This is a genomic window from Citrobacter portucalensis (assembly GCF_002042885.1).
GTDB lineage: Bacteria > Pseudomonadota > Gammaproteobacteria > Enterobacterales > Enterobacteriaceae > Citrobacter > Citrobacter portucalensis.
Genome location: NZ_MVFY01000003.1, coordinates 63,283 through 88,393 on the forward strand (window position 1 = coordinate 63,283; position 25,111 = coordinate 88,393).

At 53.8% G+C, this 25,111-nt stretch carries 17 protein-coding genes and 1 pseudogene; 11 read left to right on the forward strand and 7 right to left on the reverse strand.

The features are described from left to right. Positions 1–120: 120 nt before the first annotated feature. The 6 genes and pseudogenes from greB to BZK40_RS05420 all read left to right on the forward strand — a co-directional run. Positions 121–594 (forward strand): transcription elongation factor GreB, encoded by a 474-nt coding sequence (gene greB, locus BZK40_RS05395; protein ID WP_079934290.1) that lies wholly within the window; start codon positions 121–123, stop codon positions 592–594. A gap of 98 nt (positions 595–692) precedes the next feature. Beyond that, the gene (locus tag BZK40_RS05400) at positions 693–3,026 is read left to right on the forward strand and encodes a Tex family protein (protein ID WP_079934291.1); all 2,334 of its coding nucleotides are present in this window, start codon (positions 693–695) and stop codon (positions 3,024–3,026) included. A 432-nt stretch (positions 3,027–3,458) separates the two neighbouring features. Then, a complete protein-coding gene (feoA, locus tag BZK40_RS05405) occupies positions 3,459–3,686 on the forward strand; it encodes a ferrous iron transporter A (RefSeq protein ID WP_003023519.1) in 228 nt (75 codons plus the stop codon). 18 nt (positions 3,687–3,704) lie between these two features. Then, positions 3,705–6,023 (forward strand): Fe(2+) transporter permease subunit FeoB, encoded by a 2,319-nt coding sequence (feoB, locus tag BZK40_RS05410; protein ID WP_003827652.1) that lies wholly within the window; start codon positions 3,705–3,707, stop codon positions 6,021–6,023. Between the two features lie 11 nt (positions 6,024–6,034). Next, complete coding sequence (feoC, locus tag BZK40_RS05415) at positions 6,035–6,271, forward strand: [Fe-S]-dependent transcriptional repressor FeoC (protein ID WP_003023516.1); 237 nt, start codon at positions 6,035–6,037, stop codon at positions 6,269–6,271. A gap of 233 nt (positions 6,272–6,504) precedes the next feature. After that, positions 6,505–7,008 (forward strand): annotated as a pseudogene (locus BZK40_RS05420) (Rpn family recombination-promoting nuclease/putative transposase); the annotation flags it as partial. A gap of 44 nt (positions 7,009–7,052) precedes the next feature. Here the strand turns inward: BZK40_RS05420 and bioH are convergent. Then, on the reverse strand, positions 7,053–7,823 hold the full coding sequence (bioH, locus tag BZK40_RS05425) for a pimeloyl-ACP methyl ester esterase BioH (RefSeq protein WP_008786336.1): 771 nt from the start codon (positions 7,821–7,823) through the stop codon (positions 7,053–7,055). 37 nt (positions 7,824–7,860) lie between these two features. On the opposite strand from bioH, the gene gntX reads away from it, so the two are divergent. From gntX to gntT, 3 genes are all read left to right on the forward strand, one after another. Further along, entirely contained in the window at positions 7,861–8,544 is a 684-nt protein-coding gene (gene gntX, locus BZK40_RS05430; RefSeq protein ID WP_079934293.1) for a DNA utilization protein GntX, read from the forward strand. Between the two features lie 58 nt (positions 8,545–8,602). Beyond that, complete coding sequence (nfuA, locus tag BZK40_RS05435; RefSeq protein WP_003023509.1) at positions 8,603–9,178, forward strand: Fe-S biogenesis protein NfuA; 576 nt, start codon at positions 8,603–8,605, stop codon at positions 9,176–9,178. Positions 9,179–9,557: 379 nt separating this feature from the next. Then, positions 9,558–10,874, forward strand: a complete 1,317-nt coding sequence (gene gntT / locus BZK40_RS05440; RefSeq protein WP_003023507.1) for a gluconate transporter — start codon at positions 9,558–9,560, stop codon at positions 10,872–10,874. Positions 10,875–10,961: 87 nt separating this feature from the next. On the opposite strand, the gene malQ is transcribed toward gntT, so the two are convergent. Both malQ and malP read right to left on the reverse strand, forming a co-directional pair. Then, positions 10,962–13,049, reverse strand: a complete 2,088-nt coding sequence (gene malQ, locus BZK40_RS05445; RefSeq protein WP_008786338.1) for a 4-alpha-glucanotransferase — start codon at positions 13,047–13,049, stop codon at positions 10,962–10,964. Between the two features lie 9 nt (positions 13,050–13,058). Beyond that, positions 13,059–15,452, reverse strand: a complete 2,394-nt coding sequence (gene malP, locus BZK40_RS05450) for a maltodextrin phosphorylase (protein ID WP_079934294.1) — start codon at positions 15,450–15,452, stop codon at positions 13,059–13,061. A gap of 619 nt (positions 15,453–16,071) precedes the next feature. Between malP and malT the strand changes: the two genes are divergently transcribed. Continuing rightward, positions 16,072–18,777, forward strand: coding sequence for an HTH-type transcriptional regulator MalT (gene malT / locus BZK40_RS05455; RefSeq protein WP_032945235.1), 2,706 nt, complete (start codon positions 16,072–16,074; stop codon positions 18,775–18,777). A gap of 41 nt (positions 18,778–18,818) precedes the next feature. Here the strand turns inward: malT and BZK40_RS05460 are convergent, their stop codons facing one another. From BZK40_RS05460 to glpE, 3 genes are all read right to left on the reverse strand, one after another. Further along, the gene (locus BZK40_RS05460) at positions 18,819–19,577 is read right to left on the reverse strand and encodes a DeoR/GlpR family transcriptional regulator (RefSeq protein WP_003023499.1); all 759 of its coding nucleotides are present in this window, start codon (positions 19,575–19,577) and stop codon (positions 18,819–18,821) included. Positions 19,578–19,622: 45 nt separating this feature from the next. Beyond that, entirely contained in the window at positions 19,623–20,456 is an 834-nt protein-coding gene (gene glpG / locus BZK40_RS05465; RefSeq protein WP_032945236.1) for a rhomboid family intramembrane serine protease GlpG, read from the reverse strand. Positions 20,457–20,531: 75 nt separating this feature from the next. After that, on the reverse strand, positions 20,532–20,858 hold the full coding sequence (gene glpE / locus BZK40_RS05470; protein WP_003827629.1) for a thiosulfate sulfurtransferase GlpE: 327 nt from the start codon (positions 20,856–20,858) through the stop codon (positions 20,532–20,534). Between the two features lie 198 nt (positions 20,859–21,056). Between glpE and glpD the strand changes: the two genes are divergently transcribed. Continuing rightward, entirely contained in the window at positions 21,057–22,565 is a 1,509-nt protein-coding gene (glpD, locus tag BZK40_RS05475) for a glycerol-3-phosphate dehydrogenase (protein ID WP_008786343.1), read from the forward strand. A 90-nt stretch (positions 22,566–22,655) separates the two neighbouring features. On the opposite strand, the gene glgP is transcribed toward glpD, so the two are convergent. Continuing rightward, the gene (gene glgP / locus BZK40_RS05480; protein ID WP_048215392.1) at positions 22,656–25,103 is read right to left on the reverse strand and encodes a glycogen phosphorylase; all 2,448 of its coding nucleotides are present in this window, start codon (positions 25,101–25,103) and stop codon (positions 22,656–22,658) included. Positions 25,104–25,111: the final 8 nt, after the last annotated feature.

Below are 25,111 nucleotides of genomic sequence, written 5' to 3' on the forward strand. Positions count from 1 at the left end.
AGCATATTAAACAGCAGCTTAAGTATACAATGTTTCTCGCAATACATTATTTATTCTGTTGATATGCTCACGTAATACTAATTGTGCGCATCATCACAGAGTCGAAGGTAAAACAATAAGATGAAAACGCCCCTGATAACCCGTGAAGGGTATGAAAAACTTAAACAAGAGCTGAATTATCTCTGGCGTGAAGAGCGCCCGGAAGTCACCAAAAAAGTTACCTGGGCCGCAAGTCTGGGTGACCGCAGCGAAAATGCCGACTACCAGTATAATAAAAAGCGCCTGCGTGAGATCGACCGCCGCGTCCGTTATTTGACCAAGTGCATGGAGAATCTAAAAATCGTCGATTACTCCCCGCAGCAGGAAGGCAAAGTCTTCTTTGGCGCATGGGTTGAGATTGAAAATGACGATGGCGACATCCGCAAATTCCGTATTGTTGGCTACGATGAGATCTTCGGTCGTAAGGATTACATCTCAATCGACTCACCAATGGCGCGGGCGCTTTTGAAAAAAGAGGTCGGCGATCTCGCAGTAGTAAACACCCCAGGTGGCGAAGCCAACTGGTACGTGAATGAGATTGAATACGTGAAGTGAGACCGGAACAATCCGAAGCCCCGGCAGATGGCTGGCATTTTTGCCAGTCAATCCGTATAACTATCCCCTGATTTTTTATCCTATAGACGAAGCTATCCATGATGAATGATTCTTTCTGCCGCATTATCGCAGGTGAAATTCAGGCTCGTGCTGAACAGGTAGAAGCTGCCGTTCGCCTGCTTGACGAAGGGAACACCGTGCCGTTTATCGCACGATATCGTAAGGAAATCACCGGCGGTCTGGACGATACGCAACTGCGTAATCTGGAAACCCGTCTGGGATATCTGCGTGAACTGGAAGACCGCCGTCAGGCAATCCTGAAATCTATCGGCGAGCAAGGCAAACTGACCGACGATCTGGCGAAAGCGATCAACGGCACGTTAAGTAAGACCGAACTCGAAGACCTCTATCTGCCGTACAAACCTAAGCGCCGCACCCGTGGGCAGATCGCCATTGAGGCCGGGCTGGAGCCGCTGGCAGACCTGTTGTGGAACGAACCGTCTCACGACCCGGAAACGGAAGCCGCAAAATATCTCAACGCCGAAAACGGCGTGGCGGATACCAAAGCCGCCCTCGACGGCGCGCGCTACATTCTAATGGAGCGCTTCGCTGAAGACGCTGCTCTGCTGGCGAAAGTACGTGATTATCTGTGGAAAAACGCCCACCTGGTCGCCACCGTGGTAAGCGGTAAAGAAGAGGAAGGCGCTAAGTTCCGCGACTACTTCGATCACCACGAACCGATTTCTTCCGTGCCCTCCCACCGTGCGCTGGCCATGTTCCGTGGCCGTAACGAAGGCGTGTTGCAACTTTCACTGAATGCCGATCCGCAATTCGATGAGCCACCAAAAGAGAGCCACGGCGAGCAGATTATCCGGGATCACCTGGGACTACGCCTGAACAACGCCCCAGCAGACAGCTGGCGTAAAGGCGTGGTTAGCTGGACCTGGCGCATCAAAGTGCTGATGCACCTCGAAACGGAGCTGATGGGTACCGTGCGCGAACGTGCGGAAGATGAAGCTATCAACGTCTTTGCCCGTAACCTGCATGACCTGCTGATGGCCGCTCCGGCCGGGCTGCGCGCCACCATGGGCCTCGATCCAGGTCTGCGTACCGGTGTAAAAGTGGCAGTGGTTGACGGTACCGGCAAGCTGGTCGCGACCGATACCATTTATCCGCATACCGGTCAGGCCGCCAAAGCCGCCGTTGCCGTTGCGGCGCTGTGTGAAAAACACAACGTTGAACTGGTGGCGATTGGTAACGGTACGGCGTCGCGCGAAACCGAGCGTTTCTTCCTCGACGTGCAAAAGCAATTCCCGCAAGTGACCGCGCAGAAAGTGATCGTCAGTGAAGCTGGGGCATCGGTTTACTCTGCTTCCGAGCTGGCGGCGCTGGAGTTCCCGGACCTCGACGTTTCGCTGCGCGGTGCGGTGTCTATCGCCCGTCGTCTGCAGGATCCGCTGGCTGAGCTGGTGAAAATCGATCCGAAATCTATCGGTGTGGGCCAGTATCAGCACGACGTAAGCCAGACTCAGTTGGCGCGTAAGCTGGATGCGGTGGTGGAAGACTGCGTGAACGCCGTCGGCGTCGATCTGAATACCGCCTCCGTACCGCTGCTGACCCGTGTTGCTGGTCTGACGCGCATGATGGCGCAGAATATCGTTGCCTGGCGTGATGAGAACGGTCAATTCCAGAACCGTCAGCAACTTTTAAAAGTCAGCCGTCTTGGGCCTAAAGCCTTTGAACAGTGCGCGGGCTTCCTGCGTATCAACCACGGCGATAACCCGCTGGATGCCTCAACCGTTCACCCGGAAGCTTATCCGGTTGTGGAACGCATTCTGGCCGCCACCGAGCAATCGTTGCGTGACCTGATGGGTAACAGCAGCGAACTGCGTAATCTGAAAGCCGCTGATTTTACCGACGAACGCTTCGGGGTGCCGACCGTCACCGACATCATCAAAGAGCTGGAAAAGCCGGGCCGCGATCCGCGTCCTGAATTTAAAACCGCGCAGTTTGCCGATGGTGTAGAAACCATGAACGATCTGCTGCCGGGAATGATTCTGGAAGGGGCAGTCACCAACGTCACCAACTTCGGCGCGTTTGTTGATATCGGCGTTCATCAGGATGGTCTGGTGCATATCTCTTCGCTGTCGAATAAGTTCGTCGAAGATCCGCACACCGTGGTGAAAGCAGGCGACATTGTGAAGGTGAAAGTGCTGGAAGTGGACCTGCAACGTAAGCGTATCGCGCTGACCATGCGTCTGGACGAGCAGCCGGGTGAAACCAATGCGCGTCGCGGCGGCGGGAATAACGATCGCGCTCAGGGTAATCGCCCGACGCCAAAAGCCGCGAAACCGCGTGGCCGTGACGCACAGCCTGCGGGCAACAGCGCGATGATGGATGCGCTGGCTGCGGCAATGGGTAAAAAACGCTAAGTTTAAACCGTGTGCCGGATGGTGGTGTAAACGCCCTGTCCGGCCAGGTTATCACAATTAATTTGTAGGCCGGATAAGGCGCATGAGCGTCGTCATCCGGCATATTTAATCTATGCCCCGCGTTGCACCACAATATATTTATCACTTCATTAACAGATGAAACCTTAATTAAACATTAAGATCTCCAATAATTACTTCCGCTAATCACTCGTTTCCAACCAGAATAAATATTGAGGAATATCAAAATTGGCTCAAATTATTATCTAATTGTACATTCCGTCACACTTATTCTATTGATGATAGAAACCATTCTCATTATCATTGATTTGTTGATTATTTACTCTTTCCTTACGTTGGCTAATCATCTGGTCTCATGCCGCCCTGTCGCCCCATGAGGTTATCATCCAGTTAGCGAGATATAAGTAGGTCCCTATGCAATTCACTCCTGACAGTGCGTGGAAAATTACCGGTTTTGCCCGTGAAATCAGCCCGGCTTATCGTCAGAAACTGTTGTCACTTGGCATGCTACCCGGCTCATCCTTCAACGTGGTACGCGTCGCCCCGCTCGGCGATCCTATCCATATCGAAACGCGTCGCGTAAGTCTGGTATTGCGTAAGAAGGATCTGGCGTTATTAGAAGTGGAAGCGGTTTCCTGTTAATACAGTGAGTCTATAAAAATGAAAAAACTAACCATTGGTTTAATTGGTAATCCTAATTCCGGCAAGACAACTTTATTCAACCAGCTCACCGGCGCGCGCCAGCGTGTAGGCAACTGGGCTGGCGTTACCGTTGAGCGTAAAGAAGGCCATTTCGCCACGACGGACCACCAGGTCACGCTGGTCGATTTACCCGGCACCTATTCTCTGACGACAATCTCATCCCAAACCTCTCTCGATGAGCAGATTGCCTGTCACTATATTTTAAGCGGCGACGCGGATCTCTTGATCAACGTGGTCGATGCTTCAAACCTTGAACGCAACCTCTACCTGACGTTGCAACTGCTTGAGCTGGGTATTCCCTGTATCGTCGCACTGAACATGTTAGATATTGCTGAGAAACAGCAAATCCGTATCGATATCGACGCCCTCTCCGCTCGTCTTGGCTGTCCGGTGGTTCCACTGGTTTCCACCCGCGCCCGCGGCATTGAAGCACTGAAGCTGGCGATCGATCGCTACAAAGAAAACGACACCGTTGAGCTGGTCCATTATGCCCAGCCGCTGCTGCAAGAAGCTGATTCCCTCGCCGACGCAATGGCCAAAGATATGCCGCTTAAACAGCGCCGCTGGCTAGGCCTGCAGATGCTCGAAGGCGATATCTACAGCCGTGCTTACGCCGGTGATGCAGCACAAAACCTTGATGCCGCTGTTGCTCGCCTGAGTGAGACAATGGACGACCCGGCGCTACATATTGCCGATGCACGTTACCAGTGCATTGCCGCTATCTGCGATACCGTCAGTAATACCCTGACGGCAGAGCCGAGCCGTTTCACCACCGCGGTAGATAAAATTATCCTCAACCGCTTCCTCGGTCTGCCGATTTTCCTGTTCGTGATGTACCTGATGTTCCTGCTTGCCATCAACATTGGCGGCGCGCTGCAGCCGTTGTTTGATGTTGGATCCGTGGCACTCTTTATCCATGGTATTCAGTGGATTGGCTATACGCTGCATTTCCCGGACTGGCTGACCATCTTCCTGGCCCAGGGCCTTGGCGGCGGGATTAACACCGTGCTGCCGCTGGTACCGCAAATCGGCATGATGTATCTGTTCCTCTCCTTCCTTGAAGACTCCGGCTACATGGCGCGCGCCGCATTTGTGATGGACCGTCTAATGCAGGCGCTGGGACTGCCGGGCAAATCGTTCGTCCCGCTGATCGTCGGCTTTGGCTGTAACGTACCGTCAGTGATGGGCGCACGTACGCTGGATGCCCCGCGTGAGCGTCTGATGACCATCATGATGGCGCCATTTATGTCCTGCGGCGCACGTCTGGCGATTTTCGCCGTCTTTGCCGCGGCTTTCTTTGGTCAGAACGGCGCGCTGGCGGTCTTCTCGCTGTACGTACTGGGTATCGTCATGGCGGTGTTGACTGGCCTGATGCTCAAACACACCATCATGCGTGGCGAAGCAACGCCGTTCGTGATGGAGCTGCCGGTATATCACGTACCGCACATTAAGAGTCTGATCATTCAAACCTGGCAACGTCTGAAAGGCTTCGTTCTGCGTGCAGGTAAAGTCATCATCATCGTCAGCATTTTCCTCAGCGCGTTTAACAGCTTCTCACTGAGCGGGAAAATCGTCGACAACATCAACGACTCTGCTCTGGCTTCCGTTAGCCGCGTCATTACCCCAGTCTTCAAACCGATTGGTGTTCACGAAGATAACTGGCAGGCAACCGTAGGTCTGTTCACCGGCGCGATGGCGAAAGAAGTGGTTGTCGGTACGCTGAACACGCTCTATACCGCAGAAAACATTCAGGAAGAAGAGTTCAACCCGGCAGATTTCCACCTCGGTGACGAGCTGCTCGGCGCGGTAGATGAAACCTGGCAAAGCCTGAAAGACACTTTCAGCCTGAGCGTGCTGGCTAACCCTATCGAAGCCAGCAAGGGCGACGGTGAAATGGCTACCGGTGCAATGGGCGTGATGGGCGAGAAATTTGGCAGCGCCGCCGCCGCGTACAGCTACCTGATCTTTGTTCTGCTGTATGTACCGTGCATTTCAGTGATGGGCGCTATCGCACGTGAATCCAGCCGTGGCTGGATGAGCTTCTCGATTCTGTGGGGCCTGAATATCGCCTACTCTCTGTCGACGCTGTTTTATCAGACGGTCAGCTACAAAGAGCACCCGACCTACAGCCTGGTGTGCATTTTAGCGGTCATCCTGTTTAACATCGTGCTGCTGGGCCTGCTGCGTCGAGCTCGCAGCCGCGTGGACCTCGCACTGCTGGCAACCAACAGGACGGCGAGTTCCTGCTGTTCCAGCACGACTGGCGATTGCCACTGAGGTTATCGACAATGGCATCGCTTATTCAGGTTCGTGATTTACTGGCTTTGCGGGGGCGCATGGAGGCGACACAAATTAGCCACACGCTGCATACCCCGCAGCCCATGATTGACGCCATGCTGAATCAGTTAGAAAAGATGGGCAAAGCGGTGCGGATTCAGGAAGATGCCGACGGGTGTCTTTCCGGAAGCTGCAAAAGTTGCCCGGAAGGTAAAGCCTGCCTGCGCGAGTGGTGGGCTTTACGCTAATCAGATGCTCTTTGCCGGATGGCGCTACGCTTATCCGGCCTACAAATGATGCAAACATCCAGGCCGGATAGCGCGTTTACGCTGATATCCGGCTTTTTTTCGTAATGGATTCCACACAGATTTCATTATTTCAGCAAAAAAGATCTATCCTCCAGCCAGCCACGCATCGTTATTAATTCGTGGATGATTACTGGTAACCTGGGAAGTAGAGTCTCGTCATCTTTTTTCTCAGGTATAGCACCGCGTTTCCACTGATCGATATCACCGTTGTGCCCGATGACGAGATTATGCAGCATCGCCGGATGGCGCTGTTGGAGCTCATCCAAAAGCATATTCGTAAACGCGATTTGATGGGGCTGGTAGAAAAACTGGCCATCCTGCTTGTTAAAGGACACGCTAATGACAACCAGTTGAAAGCCTTGTTTAATTATTTAATGCAGGCCGGTAACACCACACATTTTGGCGAGTTTCTTCATGAAGTCGCCGAACGTTTACCCCAACATAAGGACATGTTGATGACTATCGCCGAAAGATTACGACAGGAAGGGCACCTAAATGGTCTTCAGGAAGGCCATAGGAAAGGGTTGCAAGAAGGGTTACAAACGGGTCTGCAACAAGGCAAACGAGAGGAAGCATTACGTATTGCATCAACTATGCAGGCTGATGGTATAGACCCACTAACCATCTTCAGAATTACTGGCCTGACCGCTGAGGATCTGGCTACGCGCAGCCATTAATCTCAGGCCCGGCGAGCATGGCACCACCGGGCAACACATCAAATTTATAGTTTCTGTTTTAACGCCACAAGCGCTGCACAGAATTCGGCGGGATGCGAGATAAACGGCGCATGCGCCGCTTTGGCAAACACCAAAGACTCGCTCTGCGGCCACAGTGCATCCAGCATTGGGACGACTTTGCGCGGCACCAGCCCGTCAAGATAGCCGTACAACCGCAGGAAAGGCATTTCCACCGCGCACAGCGGTTCTCGCAGATCGACCGTTTTCAGGATCTCAAGTCCACCATTGAGCACCTCGACGTCCGGCATGGGTAAAGCCAGTACCGTTTTCTTCAGCGCTCGCGCATCCTGACGCGCAGTTTCTGTGCCCATCGTTTGCAATGCCAGAAAACGCTCCACCGTACGCTGGAAATCTTCGCTCAGCTGCTGCTGGAAACCTGCCAGCACCTCTGGCTTGATTCCCGGCCACTCATCCCGCGCGCTAAAGCAAGGAGAAGACGCGACGGTCACCAGCGCCTGAACACGCTCAGGATGCGTTAACGCCACCTGACTCGCGACCAGCCCGCCCAGACTCCAGCCGAGCCAGATAGCTTTCTCCGGTGCCTGTTTCAATACTCGCTCAGCCATCTCTTCCAGTGACATTGCACCGAAACCCTGGCTACGACCAAATCCCGGTAAGTCGACAAGATGCAGCGTAAAATGCGAGCTCAGTTCCTCGCTTATGCAATGCCACACTTGCGCATTCAGTCCCCATCCGTGCAGCAGCACAAGATGGCAATTTCCCGAACCCTGGGTCTGCCACCAGATGTCATTCATCAGTTATTGTTCTCTTTTAGCCTGAAAGGATGCATCTATGCTAACAGTACCGGGATTGTGCTGGCTATGCCGAATGCCCCTGACGTTAGGGCATTGGGGGATCTGCTCAGTCTGTACGCGGGCAACGCGTCAACACGCCAGCCTGTGCCCTCAATGTGGACTCCCTGCCGCTCATACCGTCATTCCCTGTGGGCGCTGCCTGCAAAAACCGCCGCCGTGGCAGAGACTGGTTACCGTCAGCGGCTATGTTCCGCCGTTGAGCGGGCTTATCCACCAGCTCAAGTTTTCACGACGCAGCGAAACAGCCTCAGCTCTTTCACGTTTGCTATTGCTGGAGGTACTACAGGCCCGGCGCGCCAGCGGCCTTCTTCTACCGGACAGGCTGGTCAGCGTCCCGCTCTGGCAACGTCGACACTGGCGCAGAGGGTTTAATCAGAGCGATTTACTGTGCCGTCCGCTGGCACGCTGGCTGGGTTGCGACTGGGACAGCCGGACCATCTCGCGGGTTCGGGCAACCGCCACACAGCACCATCTCAGCGCCCGATTACGTAAACGTAACCTGAAAAATGCCTTTCGCCTTGAATTGCCGGTGCAGGGACTCCATATGGTTATTGTGGATGATGTCGTCACTACCGGAAGTACCGTCGCGGAAATCGCGCAGCTGCTTTTACGCAACGGCGCGGCGACTGTCCAGGTATGGTGCCTGTGTCGAACCTTGTAGAGCCTCGATGATGGGCGTATTATAACCAAGTAAAATAGTCAACTATTAGGCCATTACTATGATCCATATTTCCGATGCTGCACAAGCGCACTTTGCCAAACTGCTGGCAAATCAGGAAGAAGGGACACAAATCCGCGTATTTGTGATTAATCCCGGCACGCCTAACGCTGAATGCGGCGTTTCTTATTGTCCGCCGGACGCCGTGGAAGCAACCGACACCGCCATTAAATTTGACCTGCTGACCGCATATGTTGATGAACTGAGCGCACCGTATCTGGAAGATGCAGAAATCGATTTCGTTACCGACCAGTTAGGCTCCCAGCTGACCCTGAAAGCACCAAACGCCAAAATGCGTAAAGTTGCCGATGATGCGCCGCTGATGGAACGCGTGGAGTACATGCTGCAATCGCAGATCAACCCACAGCTGGCTGGCCACGGTGGTCGTGTCTCTCTGATGGAAATCACCGATGAAGGCTACGCCATTCTGCAGTTTGGCGGCGGCTGTAACGGCTGTTCAATGGTAGATGTAACGCTGAAAGAAGGTATCGAGAAACAGCTGCTGGCTGAATTCCCTGAACTGAAAGGCGTTCGCGATTTAACCGAACACCAGCGCGGCGAGCACTCTTACTACTAACGCCCGAACCTGTAGAGTATCCGTAGGCCCGATAAGACGCACCCGCGTCGCTATCGGGCATTAATGCTGGGTGGTAGCGTAATCGCGGTCTCCGGCTTACACCCCAACATTTCTTCGCATTTATCCTGCAACAATCCCCCGCATAATTTGACCAGCTTCTCATATTTTAAATTTTGCCTGTCCAGGTGATTTTCAAGCGTAGCATGTTACCCGTATCATTCGTGTCAGCACCTAACACACACATAATAGCCAGTTAAACTGATTAGTTTTGAAGGCAACCAGCATTGGTGCTGAGAATACTCTGTTCCCGGTCGGGACAATCGGAATTTGTCATCTAAACACTGACGTTACCCATAACAAAGTAAAGGCCAGGTAAATCATGCCATTAGTCATCGTTGCTATCGGTGTAATCTTGTTACTCCTCCTGATGATCCGTTTCAAAATGAACGGCTTCATCGCTCTCGTCCTGGTGGCGCTTGCTGTCGGATTGATGCAAGGGATGCCACTGGATAAAGTCATCGGTTCGATTAAAGCCGGCGTCGGCGGAACCCTTGGCAGCCTCGCCCTGATTATGGGTTTTGGCGCCATGCTGGGCAAAATGCTGGCGGACTGCGGCGGCGCACAGCGCATCGCAACCACGCTGATTGCTAAATTCGGCAAAAAACACATTCAGTGGGCGGTGGTATTAACCGGCTTCACCGTCGGTTTTGCCCTGTTCTACGAAGTCGGCTTCGTGCTGATGCTGCCGCTGGTATTCACCATTGCTGCCGCTGCTAACATCCCGCTGCTGTACGTTGGTGTGCCGATGGCGGCTGCGCTGTCCGTTACTCACGGCTTCCTGCCGCCGCACCCGGGTCCAACCGCTATTGCCACCATTTTCCACGCAGATATGGGTAAAACTCTGCTGTTTGGTACGATTCTGGCAATCCCGACCGTTATTCTCGCCGGTCCGGTATACGCGCGTTTCCTGAAAGGCATCGATAAGCCAATCCCGGAAGGTCTGTACAGCGCAAAAACCTTCACTGAAGAAGAGATGCCAGGCTTTGGCGTCAGCGTCTGGACCTCTCTGGTCCCGGTTATCCTGATGGCAATGCGCGCCGTGGCGGAGATGATTCTGCCGAAAGGCCATGCTTTCCTGACGGTTGCAGAATTCCTCGGTGACCCGGTCATGGCAACGCTGATTGCGGTGCTGATTGCGATGTTCACTTTTGGTCTGAACCGCGGACGTTCGATGGATCAGATTAACGACACGCTGGTGTCCTCAATCAAAATCATCGCGATGATGCTGTTGATCATCGGTGGTGGCGGTGCCTTCAAACAGGTTCTGGTTGATAGCGGCGTAGACAAATACATCGCTTCAATGATGCACGGCTCTAACGTTTCTCCGCTGCTGATGGCATGGTCTATCGCTGCAGTACTGCGTATCGCACTGGGTTCCGCAACCGTTGCAGCGATTACTGCAGGTGGGATTGTGGCACCGCTGATTGCAACGACCGGCGTAAGCCCTGAGCTGATGGTTATTGCGGTTGGTTCCGGTTCCGTCATCTTCTCCCACGTGAACGATCCTGGGTTCTGGCTGTTCAAGGAGTACTTCAACCTGACCATCGGTGAAACCATCAAGTCATGGTCAATGTTGGAAACCATTATCTCCGTCTGCGGTCTGGTAGGGTGTCTGCTGCTGGGTATGGTGGTCTGATAAAACTGAGCCTGATGGCGCTACGCTTATCAGGCCTACGTGCTACGAGCCATCACCATAAAAAAGCCGGGGAAATCCCCGGCTTTCTTACTTCTTCTTCGCGGCCGCTTTTCGCCGCTTATCCAAATCCTTAATCAGCTTATTCACGCCCTCATCGGCAAACATCTGCTCCAGCGTGGCGGTGAGTTTTCGCCGCCAGTTTTTGTACTGGTCGCTGGTCCCCGGAATGTTGACCGGCTCAGCCATATCCAGCCAGTCTTCCGGTTGCAGGCCCAATAGCGCACTGTTGCTGTCAGCGATGTAGCGTTGCATGCCGCGATTCAGAATCGGCGTCATCGACATCAGGGACGCCTTGTGACCGGCACGTTTTGGCAGGCAGCCGTATTTGTGCAGCGCGTCCAGCAGCCCCTGTTTCGCCAGTTCCCGGTCCTGATACAACCCGCGCAGCACGACTTCATCCGGATACAGGCCCAGTGCTTTACCCAGCGTCAGATCGCCGCTATCCCAATAACCTTTAAGCGTAGGAAGGTCATGCGTCGCCGCGACTGCCATTGATTGTTCCGGGTACGCTTTCGGCGCACGGAAGTTTTTCTCATGGTCATTCTCAAAATAAAGCACTTTGTAGGAGTAGACGCCACTGTCACGCAGCTTGCTGACGATCTCCACCGGCACGGTACCCAGATCTTCACCAATCACCATGCAGTGATGACGTTTACTCTCCAGCGCCAGAATTGACAGCAGATCGTCGACCGGATAATGCACGTAGGCACCGTGATCGGCTGTTTCACCGTAAGGGATCCACCACAGACGCAGCATCGACATGACATGGTCGATACGCAACGCGCCGCAATTCTGCATATTGGCGCGCAGCAGTTCGATAAACGGTTCGTAGGCGCGTGCCGTGATGATGTGCGGATCCATCGGCGGCAGTCCCCAGTTTTGCCCAAGCGGACCGAGAATATCCGGCGGCGCGCCAACTGAAGCTTTCAGGCAATACAACTCGCGGTCGCACCAGGTTTCCGCCCCGCCTTCGGCCACGCCAACGGCCAGGTCGCGATACAGCCCTATTGGCATTGCAAAGCCCTGGCTGGTTTTCCAGCAGTCAGCAAACTGGGTATACGCCAGCCACTGCAACCACAGGTAGAAATCTACGTCATCACGATGTTCTTCGCAGAAGCGTTTTACCTCTGGCGAGTCCACTGACTGAAAAGCTTCTGGCCACACCGGCCAGCCCCAGCGCAATGCGTCCTCTTTCACCTGATGCGCATGCAGCGCATCAAAGGCCGCCTGCCAGTAGAGGCTATCCCCTTCCTGAGCCACAAACTGGCGAAATGCCGCCATCTGCTCATCATCACGCGCAGAGAAGCTTTTCCACGCCATACGTAGCGCCGTCATCTTCAGTGCGGTAACAGCAGAATAATCAACCCACTCGGCATCGCGGGCGCGTTGCAGAGCTTGCTGAGTCGCGGGTTTCTTCCACCACGCCTGCGCCTCTTTACTCAGACGGAAATCATCTACGGCGTTTACATCAATATAAATAACGTTCAACCAGCGACGAGACGACGGGCTGTACGGGCTGGCACTCTCCGGATTCGCCGGATACAGCGCGTGAATCGGATTAAGCCCGATAAACGCGCCGCCGCGTTGCGCCACATCCACCAGCATGGTGCGGAGATCGCCGAAATCGCCAATCCCCCAGTTCTTTTCCGATCGCAAGGTGTAGAGCTGAACACATGCGCCCCACAGCTTCTGCCCGGCTAACAACGCCTGCGGTTCATAGCAGCGCTTTGGTGCCACGATGATACGACAATGGGAACGCAGCTCGCCCTGGGTCAGGGTCAACGTGTGATACCCCTCCGGCAGCTTCGCCGGAAGGTTAAAAGATTTACCACCGACGGCATGCCCTTTGTGCTGCACGCCCTCTTCGGTGGTCAGCAGCCAGTTAAACTCTCCGTTTCCCTCAACCGCCAGCGGCATTTTCTTGCCAGCGGTATAGACCATGACATTCGGCACCGGGGTTACCGCCACCTGAGTGGCAGCGGTGGTGCGATGCATGGCGTCAAGCAAACGCCGTTTGGTTTCGGCGCCAATAGACTGCGGTTTACCGTGGGCATTAATGTAATTGGGGCTGATCCCCGCCGCCAGCGCGGCATTATCCAGACGTTTGCTTTCCATCGCGATTCCTTAACGTTTCGCCTGCCAGATACGAGCCTGATAATCGCGGATGGAGCGATCCGAGCTGAACATGCCGCAACGCGCGGTATTCAGAATCGCCGCCCGGGTCCAGGCGTCCTGGTCACGATACAACACGTCAACCTGCTTCTGAGCTTCAACGTAGGCCGCGAAGTCCGCCATCACCAGATACGGGTCCCCGCCCTGCTTGCCGATACTGTGCAGCATCTGGTCAAAGGCATGCTTGTCGCCATCGCTGTATTTCCCGCTTTCCAGCTCTTTCAGGACAGCATCCAGCACTTTGTCTTTTTTACGCCATTTCACCGGGTCGTAGCCTTTGGCTTTGAGCGCCTTCACCTCTTCCACGGTATGACCAAAGATAAAGATATTCTCGTCACCCACCTTCTCGGCGATTTCGACGTTTGCGCCATCCAGCGTACCTACGGTTAACGCACCGTTCAGCGCCAGCTTCATGTTACCGGTGCCGGAAGCCTCTTTCCCTGAGGTTGAAATCTGCTCAGAGATGTCCGCCGCCGGAATCAGCATTTCCGCCGCCGAGACACAATAATCCGGCAGGAAGACGACCTTCAGCTTGTCGCCGACTGTCGGGTCGTTATTGATGGTTTGTGCAACCTGGTTGATGGCGAAGATGATATTTTTCGCCAGGTAGTAACCCGGAGCAGCTTTTGCGCCAAACAAGAATACGCGCGGCACGCGATCTGCCTGCGGGTTCTCACGGATTTCTTTGTACAACGCCAGAATATGCAGCAGATTCAGGTGCTGGCGCTTGTACTCATGAAGACGTTTAATCTGAATATCAAAGATAGCGTTAGTCGTTATTTCAATACCGGTACGCGCTTTAATAAACTTCACCAGACGCTCTTTGTTCGCCAGCTTGATGTCACGATACTGCTGACGGAACTTCGCATCGTCCGCGTATTTTTCCAGGTTAATCAGCTGGTCGAGGTCGTTAGCCCACTCTTTTTTCAGCGATTTATCCAGCAGTGCGGCAAGCGCCGGGTTGCATTGCTTAATCCAGCGACGCGGAGTAATCCCGTTAGTGACGTTATGGAATTTGTTCGGCCAGAGCTGGTGATATTCCGGGAACAGATCTTTCACCACCAGATCGGAGTGCAGCGCCGCCACGCCGTTGACCGCAAAACCGCTGACCACACACATGTTGGCCATACGCACCTGTTTATTGTGCACCACTGCAAGCTTCGCCCAGACTTCAGCATCACCCGGCCAGGTTTTATCAACCAACGTCTTAAAGCGGTCGTTAATCTCTTTGATGATTTGCATGTGGCGCGGCAGGAGTGCTTTCACCAGTTTCTCATCCCAGCACTCTAACGCTTCCGGCATCAGGGTGTGGTTGGTGTAAGCGAAGGTCTTGCTGGTAATCGCCCACGCATCGTCCCAGCTCATCTGGTGCTCATCAATCAGCACGCGTAGCAGTTCAGGGATCGCGATAGTCGGGTGAGTATCGTTAAGTTGAATAACTTCGTAATCAGCCAGTTCGTGCAGCTTACGCCCTGCCAGATGATGGCGGCGCAGAATGTCGGCTACGGAGCAGGCGCACTGGAAGTACTGCTGCATCAGGCGCAGCTTTTTACCCGCGGTGTGGTTATCGTTCGGGTACAGCACTTTCGTCAGTTTTTCAGCGTCGATGCCCTGCTGTTCTGCGCGCAGGAAATCGCCGTCATTAAATTTGGTCAGGTTAAACGGGTGCGCATGGCTGGCCTGCCACAGACGCAGCGGTTGCGCTACGCCGTTACGGTAACCGAGAACCGGCAGATCCCAGGCCTGGCCGGTGATAGTAAACCCTGGCTCCCAGTGCCCTTCTTTGGTGACCTTGCCGCCAATCCCAACCTGCACATCCAGCGCCTCGTTGTGACGGAACCACGGGTAGCTGCCACGATGCCAGTCATCCGGGGCTTCCATCTGTTGGCCATCGGCAAACGACTGACGGAACAGGCCGTATTGGTAGTTGAGGCCATAGCCAGTCGCCGACTGGCCGACTGTCGCCATCGAATCAAGGAAGCAGGCCGCCAGGCGTCCCAATCCACCGTTACCCAACGCCGGATCGATCTCTTCTTCCAGCAGATCAGTCAGGTTGACGTCATGCGCTTTCAGCTCATCGCTCACCGCCTGATACCAGCCGAGGTTGAGTAAATTGTTGCCGGTCAGGCGACCAATCAAAAACTCCATCGAGATGTAGTTAACGTGACGCTGATTTTTTGCCGGTTTCGCCGCAGGCTGGGCGCTGAGTAACTCAGCCAACGCCCCACTCACTGCCTGCCACCACTGGCGCGACGTCATTTCTTGAGCCGACAGTAAACCGAAGCGCTGCCACTGACGCGTCAGGGCAGCCTGAAATTGATCTTTGTTGAAAGTAGGCTGTGACATAGGGGTTCCAGATCCTTAGGTAATAAAACAACGTTATCGCTAGTTTGCCTGGCTCGTTGTTGACATTCCTCATCCTGGCACGGATTAGGGAGGGAGGAGGAGCGGGGATGAGCATAAAAGTGTGATCGTCACCACTTAAAGGGGAGGTAATTGCCCGTAAATTCGCGAACCCCCCCGCATAACGCTCTTCGGATGACGCATTAGTAACAAAGGATTAATCGACAATATCAAATAGCGATATGACGATGAGAAACAATGTGTAAATAGGGAAATAGTTTCTAACCTGAAATATCTGTGCCGGATAAGATAGTTCACATAAAACTTTTAAGTCGGCCACAAAATTCGGTGATATTCATTAGCTATTTGAGTAACCATATAAAAAGAGAGGGATTTTTCGACACAGTCAAAATTACAACGGATCCAGTCGCCACGCCTGTTGCGACTCTTTAAAGCATTTATTGCAATAGATGTATAGATTTGTGACATAGTGCAAAATCAGACACACAAAAAGTCCGCTTAGCTTGCATAAAACACCAATCTGGCCGACCTTATATCTATTAATTACGAAGCGCAAAAAAAATCATTCTTCCCTATTTTCACACAGTGAAGTGACTAACTTATGTTGATTCCGTCTAAATTAAGTCGTCCGGTTCGACTCGACCATACGGTGGTTCGTGAGCGCCTGTTGGCTAAACTTTCCGGCGCGAACAATTTCAGGCTTGCCCTGATAACAAGTCCTGCTGGTTATGGAAAAACGACGCTGGTTTCACAATGGGCGGCAGGGAAAAATGATTTAGGCTGGTATTCTCTGGATGAGGGCGATAATCAGCAAGAGCGCTTTGCCAGTTATCTGATCGCCGCTATCCAACAGGCAACAGGTGGACACTGCACCACCAGTGAAGCGATGGTGCAAAAACGTCAGTATGCCAGCCTGACGTCACTGTTTGCCCAGCTATTTATCGAACTGGCCGAGTGGCACCGCCCGCTCTACCTGGTAGTAGATGATTATCATCTGATCTCTAATCCGGCCATTCACGAAGCGATGCGTTTCTTCCTGCGTCATCAGCCTGAGAACCTCACGCTGGTCGTGCTGTCGCGCAACCTGCCGCAGTTGGGTATTGCCAACCTGCGGGTACGCGATCAACTGCTGGAGATAGGCAGCCAACAGTTAGCCTTTAACCATCAGGAAGCCAAACAATTTTTCGACCGACGTTTGTCCTCCCCCATTGAAGCGGCTGAAAGCAGCCGGATGTGTGATGACGTTGCTGGCTGGGCCACAGCGTTACAACTGATCGCCCTTTCCGCCCGCCAGAACAATAACTCTGCTCACCAGTCGGCACGTCGCCTCGCCGGGATCAACGCCAGCCATTTATCTGATTACCTGGTTGATGAAGTGCTGGACAGCGTTGACCTCGGCACCCGTCACTTCCTGCTGAAAAGCGCCATTCTGCGTTCCATGAACGATGCGCTAATCGTCCGCGTTACCGGGGAAGAAAACGGCCAGATGCGGCTGGAAGAAATTGAGCGCCAGGGGTTATTCCTGCAGCGAATGGATGACGTTGGCGAGTGGTTCAGCTATCACCCGCTGTTTGGCAGCTTTTTACGCCAGCGCTGCCAATGGGAGCTGGCGAACGAACTGCCCGAAATACACCGCGCCGCAGCTGAAAGCTGGATGGCGCAAGGCTTCCCCAGCGAAGCTATCCACCACGCGCTGGCGGCCGGCGACGCCCATATGCTGCGCGATATCCTGCTTAATCATGCGTGGGGACTGTTTAACCATAGCGAGCTGACGTTACTGGAAGAGTCGCTGAAAGCCCTGCCGTGGGAAAGCCTGCTGGAAAATCCGCGTCTGGTTCTGTTGCAAGCCTGGCTGATGCAAAGCCAGCACCGCTACGGAGAGGTTAACACCTTGCTGGCGCGCGCAGAGCAGGAAATGAAAGGCGACATGGAGCCAACACTGCACGCCGAATTCAACGCTTTACGGGCGCAGGTAGCGATTAACGACGGCAACCCTGACGAAGCCGAACGCCTGGCGAAACTGGCGCTGGATGAGTTACCCATCGCCTGGTTCTATAGCCGGATCGTCGCTACCTCGGTGCACGGCGAAGTCCTGCACTGTAAGGGCGATCTCACGCGCTCTCTGGCGTTAATGCAGCAAACCGAGCAAATGGCGCGTCATCATGACGTCTGGCATTACGCGCTGTGGAGCCTTATCCAGCAAAGCGAAATTTTGTTTGCCCAGGGCTTTTTACAGGCCGCCTGGGAAACTCAGGAAAAAGCGTTCCAGCTGATCAAAGAACAGCACCTGGAACAGCTGCCGATGCACGAATTCCTGGTACGTATTCGCGCGCAGCTACTGTGGGCATGGGCGCGTCTGGATGAATCAGAAGCTTCTGCCCGTAGCGGTATTGAACTGCTTTCCACTTTCCAGCCGCAGCAACAGCTACAGTGTCTGGCGTTGCTGGTTCAGTGTTCACTGGCACGGGGCGATCTCGATAACGCTCGCAGCCTGCTCAACCGTCTGGAAAACCTGTTGGGCAACGGTCACTATCACAGCGACTGGATCTCCAACGCCGATAAGGTGCGGGTGATTTACTGGCAAATGGTGGGCGACAAAAACTCGGCCGCCAACTGGCTGCGCCACACGCCGAAACCAGAATTCGCCAATAACCACTTCCTGCAAAGCCAGTGGCGCAACATCGCTCGTGCACAAATCCTGCTCGGCGAGTTTGAACCGGCTGAGATTGTGCTGGAAGAGTTGAATGAAAATGCGCGCAACCTGCGCCTGATGAGCGATCTGAACCGCAACCTGTTGCTGCTTAATCAGCTCTACTGGCAGGCAGGGCGCAAAAATGACGCCCAGCGTGTGTTACTCGACGCCCTACAGCTGGCGAACCGTACCGGGTTTATCAGCCACTTTGTTATCGAAGGCGAGGCCATGGCGCAACAACTGCGTCAGCTGATTCAGCTCAATACCTTACCGGAACTCGATCAGCACCGCGCCCAGCGCATTTTGCGTGAGATTAACCAGCACCACCGCCATAAATTTGCCCACTTCGATGAAGGATTCGTTGAGCGTCTGCTTACTCACCCGGAAGTGCCAGAGCTTATCCGCACCAGCCCGCTGACCCAGCGCGAATGGCAGGTTCTGGGACTGATTTATTCAGGCTACAGCAACGAGCAGATCGCCGGTGAGCTCGCCGTCGCGGCAACGACCATCAAGACGCACATCCGCAATTTGTACCAAAAGCTCGGCGTCGCACATCGCCAGGATGCGGTGCAACATGCGCAGAAGCTGCTGAAGATGATGGGGTACGGCGTTTAGTTAATGCCTGATACGCAACGCTTATCAGGCCTGGAATTACCTTAGCACAGCTCTAACTGGATATGATGGTCAGCAATCACCTGCATCACACCAGCAGGCGGCAGCGTGTCGGTATACACCGCATCCACCATGCTGATGCTGCCCATATTCACCATCGCGTTACGCCCAAACTTCGAGTGGTCCACCACCAGCATCACATGCCGTGAATTCTCAATGATCGCGCGTTTGGTGCGAACCTCGTGATAATCAAACTCCAGCAGAGAACCATCGCTGTCGATGCCGCTGATCCCTAAGATACCGAAGTCCAGACGGAACTGAGAAATAAAGTCGAGGGTCGCTTCGCCCATAATACCGCCGTCGCGGCTACGCAGTTCACCACCGGCGAGGATTATGCGGAAATCCTCTTTCGCCATCAGCGTGTTCGCCACATTGAGGTTGTTGGTCACAATGCGTAAATTGCTGTGATTAAGCAGCGCGTGAGCCACCGCTTCCGGCGTGGTTCCGATATCAATAAACAGCGTTGAGCCGTTCGGGATTTGCGTGGCAACTTTGCGGGCAATGCGCTCTTTTTCCGCCGTCTGCGTCGCTTTACGGTCATGCCACGGGGTGTTGACCGAGCTGGATGGCAGCGCCGCGCCGCCGTGATGGCGCAAAATCATGTTCTGATCGGCCAGATCGTTAAGATCGCGGCGAATCGTCTGCGGGCTGACGGAGAAATGCTCCACCAGCTCTTCAGTACTGACGTATCCCTGTTTTTTTACCAGCTCGATGATCGCGTCATGTCGTTGTGTTTGCTTCATTAGTGTTCCCTGAAATTTTGCCGGATGCGCTAACGCTTATCCGGCCTACAAAGTTCGTTTCCGCACATTCATCGTATCGGCAAACGCCATTGCCAGACCCACTGCCAATCCGGCGATATGAGCGCCATTCGCCATCGACATGCCGAATAGATCAAACCAGCCGGCAACAATCCAGATCAAAGCAAAGATAATCAAACCACGCTGCAGGAAAATACCGCTTTGCGGATCGCGCTCGCCGCGCAACCACACGTAGCCCATCAGCGCATATACCACGCCAGACAGTCCACCAAACCACGGGCCGCTAAATTTCTGCTGAACATAGCCGCTCAATAGTGCGCTGATCACGGTAATAACAATCAGTTTTCCACTGCCCAGACGCTTTTCAACCGCACCGCCGAGATACCACCACCACAACAGGTTGAACAGAATATGCATCAGCGAGAAGTGCATAAAAGCGTGGGTGAAATAACGCCAGAATTCAAATTTCAGCGAAGGGTCAAACGGCCATGCCAGCCAGAGCATCACCGCCTGGTCGCCCAGCACGTTCATCGCGATAAACACCAGCACACACGCGGCCATTACCAACCAGGTTACCGGGCCTGCGCGTTCGCGCAATGTGGCCAGGAACGGATAACGCTGGTAGTGCAGACCGCTGTCGGTCTGACCCGACTGCCAGCTTGCCGCTAGGTAGCGCGGATCGCCCGGATTCTCCAGAAATCGCGCCAGTTCAGCATGCACGCGCTCGGCTTGGGACTCATCCGCCAGCCAGACATCCGTTTGCTGATGTTGTTGAATCGTCAGGATAACGCCCTGTGTCGCCATATAATCAACAAATGCCTGCGCCACGCGGGGGTTAGCAAAAGAGGTAATCATCAACATGGTTGCTGTCGCTTATTCCACACAAAAGAGGACAGTATATATATCCTGCCCGTTTCAGGCTGCATCTTTGTTAGCTTACGAACCGTATGCCACTTCTGCCGGAAAATGTCGATGCCAGGCGTCGAAGCCGCCATCAACGCTGTAAACCGCGTCATAGCCTTGCTGAAGAAGATATTGCGCCGCGCCTTTACTGCTGTTGCCGTGATAACACATCACCAACACGGCGGTGTCGAAATCATGCTCGCGCATAAATGACCCCAGCGTGTCGTTCGTCAGATGAAACGCCTGCGGGGCATGACCCATGGCATAGCTTTGCGGATCACGGATATCCACTAACACCGCGCTCCCCTGATGCAGCTTCTGATGCGCTTCTTCGACATTAATACATTCAAACTGATCCATTGCTCTCTCTTCTTTATATGGCAGGTGATGCTTTTCGGACATGTTACTGCTTAGTGTACGTCCCGACGGCAGTTAAACGCCATAATGTTATATGTATCACTGTAAATTGTTTATCCGATGTTACCAATGGCGCGATTCTTTGCTATTATGCTCGATAACGAACATTAATGAGCTATAACGAAAGTGCGAGAGGCCAGCATGGAAACCAAAGATCTGATTGTGATAGGTGGAGGCATCAACGGTGCCGGTATCGCGGCAGATGCCGCTGGACGCGGTTTATCCGTGCTGATGCTGGAAGCGCAGGATTTAGCCTGCGCCACCTCTTCCGCTAGCTCCAAACTCATCCACGGTGGCCTGCGCTACCTGGAACACTACGAATTTCGTCTGGTAAGCGAAGCGCTGGCCGAACGTGAAGTGCTGTTGAAAATGGCACCGCATATCGCCTTCCCGATGCGTTTTCGTCTGCCCCACCGCCCGCATCTGCGTCCGGCGTGGATGATCCGCATTGGTTTGTTTATGTACGATCATCTGGGCAAACGCACTAGTTTGCCAAGTTCTACCGGTTTGCGTTTTGGCGCAGATTCCGTAATGAAACCTGAGATTGTGCGCGGTTTCGAATATTCTGACTGCTGGGTAGACGATGCGCGACTGGTTTTGGCAAACGCCCAAATGGTTGTACGTAAAGGCGGAGAAGTATTAACCCGCACTCGCGCCACTTCTGCTCGCCGTGAAAATGGTTTGTGGATTGTTGAAGCTGAAGATATCGATACCGGCAAAAAATACACCTGGCAGGCGCGTGGCCTGGTCAACGCCACCGGTCCGTGGGTGAAAGAGTTCTTCGACGACGGTATGCACCTGCCATCACCGTACGGCATTCGCCTGATTAAAGGCAGCCACATCGTAGTGCCGCGCGTACATACCCAGAAGCAAGCTTATATTCTGCAGAACGAAGATAAGCGTATCGTGTTTGTTATCCCATGGATGGACGAATTCTCGATCATCGGGACGACAGACGTTGAATACAAAGGCGATCCGAAAGCAGTGAAAATTGATGAAAGCGAAATCAATTACCTGCTGAAGGTCTACAACGCACACTTTAAGAAACAACTGGGTCGTGATGATATCGTCTGGACTTACTCGGGCGTGCGTCCGCTGTGCGATGACGAGTCTGACTCACCGCAGGCGATCACCCGTGATTACACGCTGGATATCCACGACGAAAACGGCAAAGCGCCGTTGCTGTCGGTCTTTGGCGGTAAGCTGACCACCTATCGTAAGCTGGCTGAGCACGCGATGGAAAAACTGGCATCGTACTACCAAGGAATTGGTCCGGCATGGACGAAAGAGTGCATTCTGCCAGGCGGTGACATTGGCGGCGATCGCGAAGATTACGCGGCCAAACTGCGCCGTCGCTACCCGTTCCTGACCGAGTCGCTGGCACGCCATTATTCTCGCACCTACGGCAGCAACACCGAATGGGTTATCGGCGAAGCCACCTCGCTTGCCGAGTTAGGTGAAGACTTTGGCCATGAGTTTTATGAGGCCGAACTGAAATATCTGGTCGATCATGAATGGGTTCGTCGTGCGGAAGATGCGTTGTGGCGTCGCACGAAAGAAGGTATGTGGCTGAATGCTGAGCAGCAGTCGCGTATGACCCAGTGGCTGGCGGAGTACATTGAGAAGCACCAGCTGTCGCTGGCGTCCTGATAAAAATGCCGGATGCGGCTAGCGCCTTATCCGGCCTACAAGAGTGCATAAACGTAGGCCGGGCAAGCGAAGCGCCCCCGGCATCGTGTGTTACAACCGCACCGAATCAATATGCCAGATGTTTTCGGCGTACTCTTTGATCGTCCTGTCCGACGAGAAGTACCCCATGTTGGCAATATTAATCATCGACTTGGTGGTCCACTCTTCCGGGTGACGATACAGTTCATCAACCTTATCCTGGCAATCCACGTAGCTGCGATAATCCGCCAGAACCTGATAGTGGTCGCCAAAGTTAATCAGCGAATCCACCAGGTCGCGATAGCGTCCCGGCTCCTCAGGGCTGAATACGCCGCTGCCGATCTGCGTCAGCACCTGGTGCAGCTCTTCGTCTTTCTCGTAATACTCACGCGGCTTGTAGCCCTGGCTGCGTAAAGCCTCGACTTCTTCCGCCGTATTACCAAAGATAAAGATATTTTCTGCGCCCACATGCTCCAGCATCTCAACGTTGGCACCGTCCAGCGTCCCGATGGTCAGCGCACCGTTAAGAGCAAATTTCATATTACTGGTACCGGAGGCTTCGGTCCCGGCCAGAGAAATCTGTTCAGAAAGGTCGGCAGCTGGAATAATCACCTGCGCCAGGCTGACGCTGTAGTTGGGGATAAACACCACTTTCAGCTTGTCGCCAATTTGCGGATCGTTGTTGATCACTTTCGCGACGTCGTTGATCAGGTGAATGATGTGTTTCGCCATGTAATAAGCAGAAGCCGCTTTACCGGCGAAGATATTCACACGCGGCACCCACTCAGCGTCAGGATCGGCCTTAATGCGGTTGTAGCGGGTGATCACATGCAGCACGTTCATCAACTGGCGTTTGTATTCGTGAATACGCTTTATCTGCACATCAAACAGCGATTTCGGGTTCACCACCACGTTCAGTTGCTGGGCGATGAGCGTGGCCAGACGCTTTTTATTCTCCAGCTTCGCGCGGCGCACCGCCTGATTTACCAGTGGGTAATCGCAGTGCTGCTCAAGCTCGCTGAGCTGGCTGAGATCGGTTCGCCAGGTGCGACCAATGTTCTCATCCAGCACTTCAGAGAGCGACGGGTTAGCCAGCGCCAGCCAGCGGCGCGGCGTCACGCCGTTGGTGACGTTGCAAAAACGAGTCGGGAAAATCTTCGCAAAATCAGCAAACAGCGACTGCACCATCAGGTTGGAGTGCAGCTCGGAAACGCCGTTAACCTTGTGGCTCACTACCACCGCCAGCCATGCCATACGCACACGACGGCCGTTTGATTCATCGATAATCGACGTCCGCCCCAGCAGAGCAGTATCGTTTGGATACTGTTCCTGCAACGTCTTCAGGAAGTAGTCGTTGATTTCAAAGATGATTTGCAGATGGCGCGGCAAAATTTTGCCCAGCATATCGACAGGCCAGGTCTCCAGCGCTTCGCTCATCAAGGTGTGGTTGGTATACGAGAAGACCTGGCAGCAGACCTCAAACGCATCGTCCCAACTGAACTTATGCTCATCGATCAGTAAGCGCATCAGCTCAGGGATCGACAGCACCGGATGGGTATCGTTGAGGTGAATGGCGATTTTATCCGCCAGATTGTCGTAGGTTTTGTGCAGCTGATAATGACGGTTCAGGATGTCCTGCACCGTAGAGGAGACCAGGAAATACTCCTGGCGCAACCGCAGCTCGCGTCCTGAATAGGTGGAGTCGTCCGGGTACAGTACGCGGGAGACGTTCTCGGAGTGGTTTTTATCTTCCACAGCCGCAAAGTAGTCGCCCTGGTTAAATTTACCGAGATTAATCTCGCTACTGGCCTGGGCATTCCACAGACGCAGCGTGTTGGTGGCGTCGGTGTCGTAGCCGGGGATAATCTGGTCGTAGGCGACCGCGAGGATCTCTTCGGTTTCTATCCAGCGCGTTTTCTTACCTTCCTGCTGAATACGCCCGCCAAAACGCACTTTGTAGCGCGTGTTGTGGCGTTTGAATTCCCACGGGTTACCGTATTCCAGCCAGTAGTCCGGCGACTCTTTCTGGCGGCCATCAACAATGTTCTGCTTGAACATACCGTAGTCATAACGAATACCGTAACCGCGTCCCGGCAATCCCAGCGTTGCCAGAGAGTCCAGGAAGCAGGCCGCCAGGCGCCCGAGACCGCCATTGCCAAGACCCGGGTCGTTTTCTTCGTCGATCAGATCTTCAAGATCCAACCCCATACCTTCCAGCGCATTTTTGACATCGTCATAAATGCCCAGCGATAACAGTGCATTGGAAAGCGTGCGGCCAATCAGAAACTCCATAGACAAGTAATAGACCTGACGAGTTTCCTGAGATAATTGCGCACGGTTAGAACGCAGCCAGCGCTCCACGAGACGGTCGCGCACCGCGAACAACGTGGCGTTCAGCCACTCATGTTTATTGGCAATGACCGGGTCCTTACCAATCGTGAACATCAGCTTATAGGCAATAGAATGCTTAAGTGCCTCTACGCTGAGTGTGGGCGATGCATAAGTAAATGGAGCATTCATATAGGTGA

What these genes read in the sequence shown, in the direction of transcription:
- greB (WP_079934290.1), top strand. Translation starts at nt 121, where the DNA reads ATGAAAACGCCCCTGATAACCCGTGAAGGGTATGAAAAACTTAAACAA.
- glgP (WP_048215392.1), bottom strand. Translation starts at nt 25,103, where the DNA reads ATGAATGCTCCATTTACTTATGCATCGCCCACACTCAGCGTAGAGGCA.
- malP (WP_079934294.1), bottom strand. Translation starts at nt 15,452, where the DNA reads ATGTCACAGCCTACTTTCAACAAAGATCAATTTCAGGCTGCCCTGACG.
- malQ (WP_008786338.1), bottom strand. Translation starts at nt 13,049, where the DNA reads ATGGAAAGCAAACGTCTGGATAATGCCGCGCTGGCGGCGGGGATCAGC.
- malT (WP_032945235.1), top strand. Translation starts at nt 16,072, where the DNA reads ATGTTGATTCCGTCTAAATTAAGTCGTCCGGTTCGACTCGACCATACG.
- feoC (WP_003023516.1), top strand. Translation starts at nt 6,035, where the DNA reads ATGGCATCGCTTATTCAGGTTCGTGATTTACTGGCTTTGCGGGGGCGC.
- glpD (WP_008786343.1), top strand. Translation starts at nt 21,057, where the DNA reads ATGGAAACCAAAGATCTGATTGTGATAGGTGGAGGCATCAACGGTGCC.
- feoB (WP_003827652.1), top strand. Translation starts at nt 3,705, where the DNA reads ATGAAAAAACTAACCATTGGTTTAATTGGTAATCCTAATTCCGGCAAG.
- gntT (WP_003023507.1), top strand. Translation starts at nt 9,558, where the DNA reads ATGCCATTAGTCATCGTTGCTATCGGTGTAATCTTGTTACTCCTCCTG.
- BZK40_RS05400 (WP_079934291.1), top strand. Translation starts at nt 693, where the DNA reads ATGATGAATGATTCTTTCTGCCGCATTATCGCAGGTGAAATTCAGGCT.
- nfuA (WP_003023509.1), top strand. Translation starts at nt 8,603, where the DNA reads ATGATCCATATTTCCGATGCTGCACAAGCGCACTTTGCCAAACTGCTG.
- BZK40_RS05460 (WP_003023499.1), bottom strand. Translation starts at nt 19,577, where the DNA reads ATGAAGCAAACACAACGACATGACGCGATCATCGAGCTGGTAAAAAAA.
- glpG (WP_032945236.1), bottom strand. Translation starts at nt 20,456, where the DNA reads ATGTTGATGATTACCTCTTTTGCTAACCCCCGCGTGGCGCAGGCATTT.
- bioH (WP_008786336.1), bottom strand. Translation starts at nt 7,823, where the DNA reads ATGAATGACATCTGGTGGCAGACCCAGGGTTCGGGAAATTGCCATCTT.
- glpE (WP_003827629.1), bottom strand. Translation starts at nt 20,858, where the DNA reads ATGGATCAGTTTGAATGTATTAATGTCGAAGAAGCGCATCAGAAGCTG.
- gntX (WP_079934293.1), top strand. Translation starts at nt 7,861, where the DNA reads ATGCTAACAGTACCGGGATTGTGCTGGCTATGCCGAATGCCCCTGACG.
- feoA (WP_003023519.1), top strand. Translation starts at nt 3,459, where the DNA reads ATGCAATTCACTCCTGACAGTGCGTGGAAAATTACCGGTTTTGCCCGT.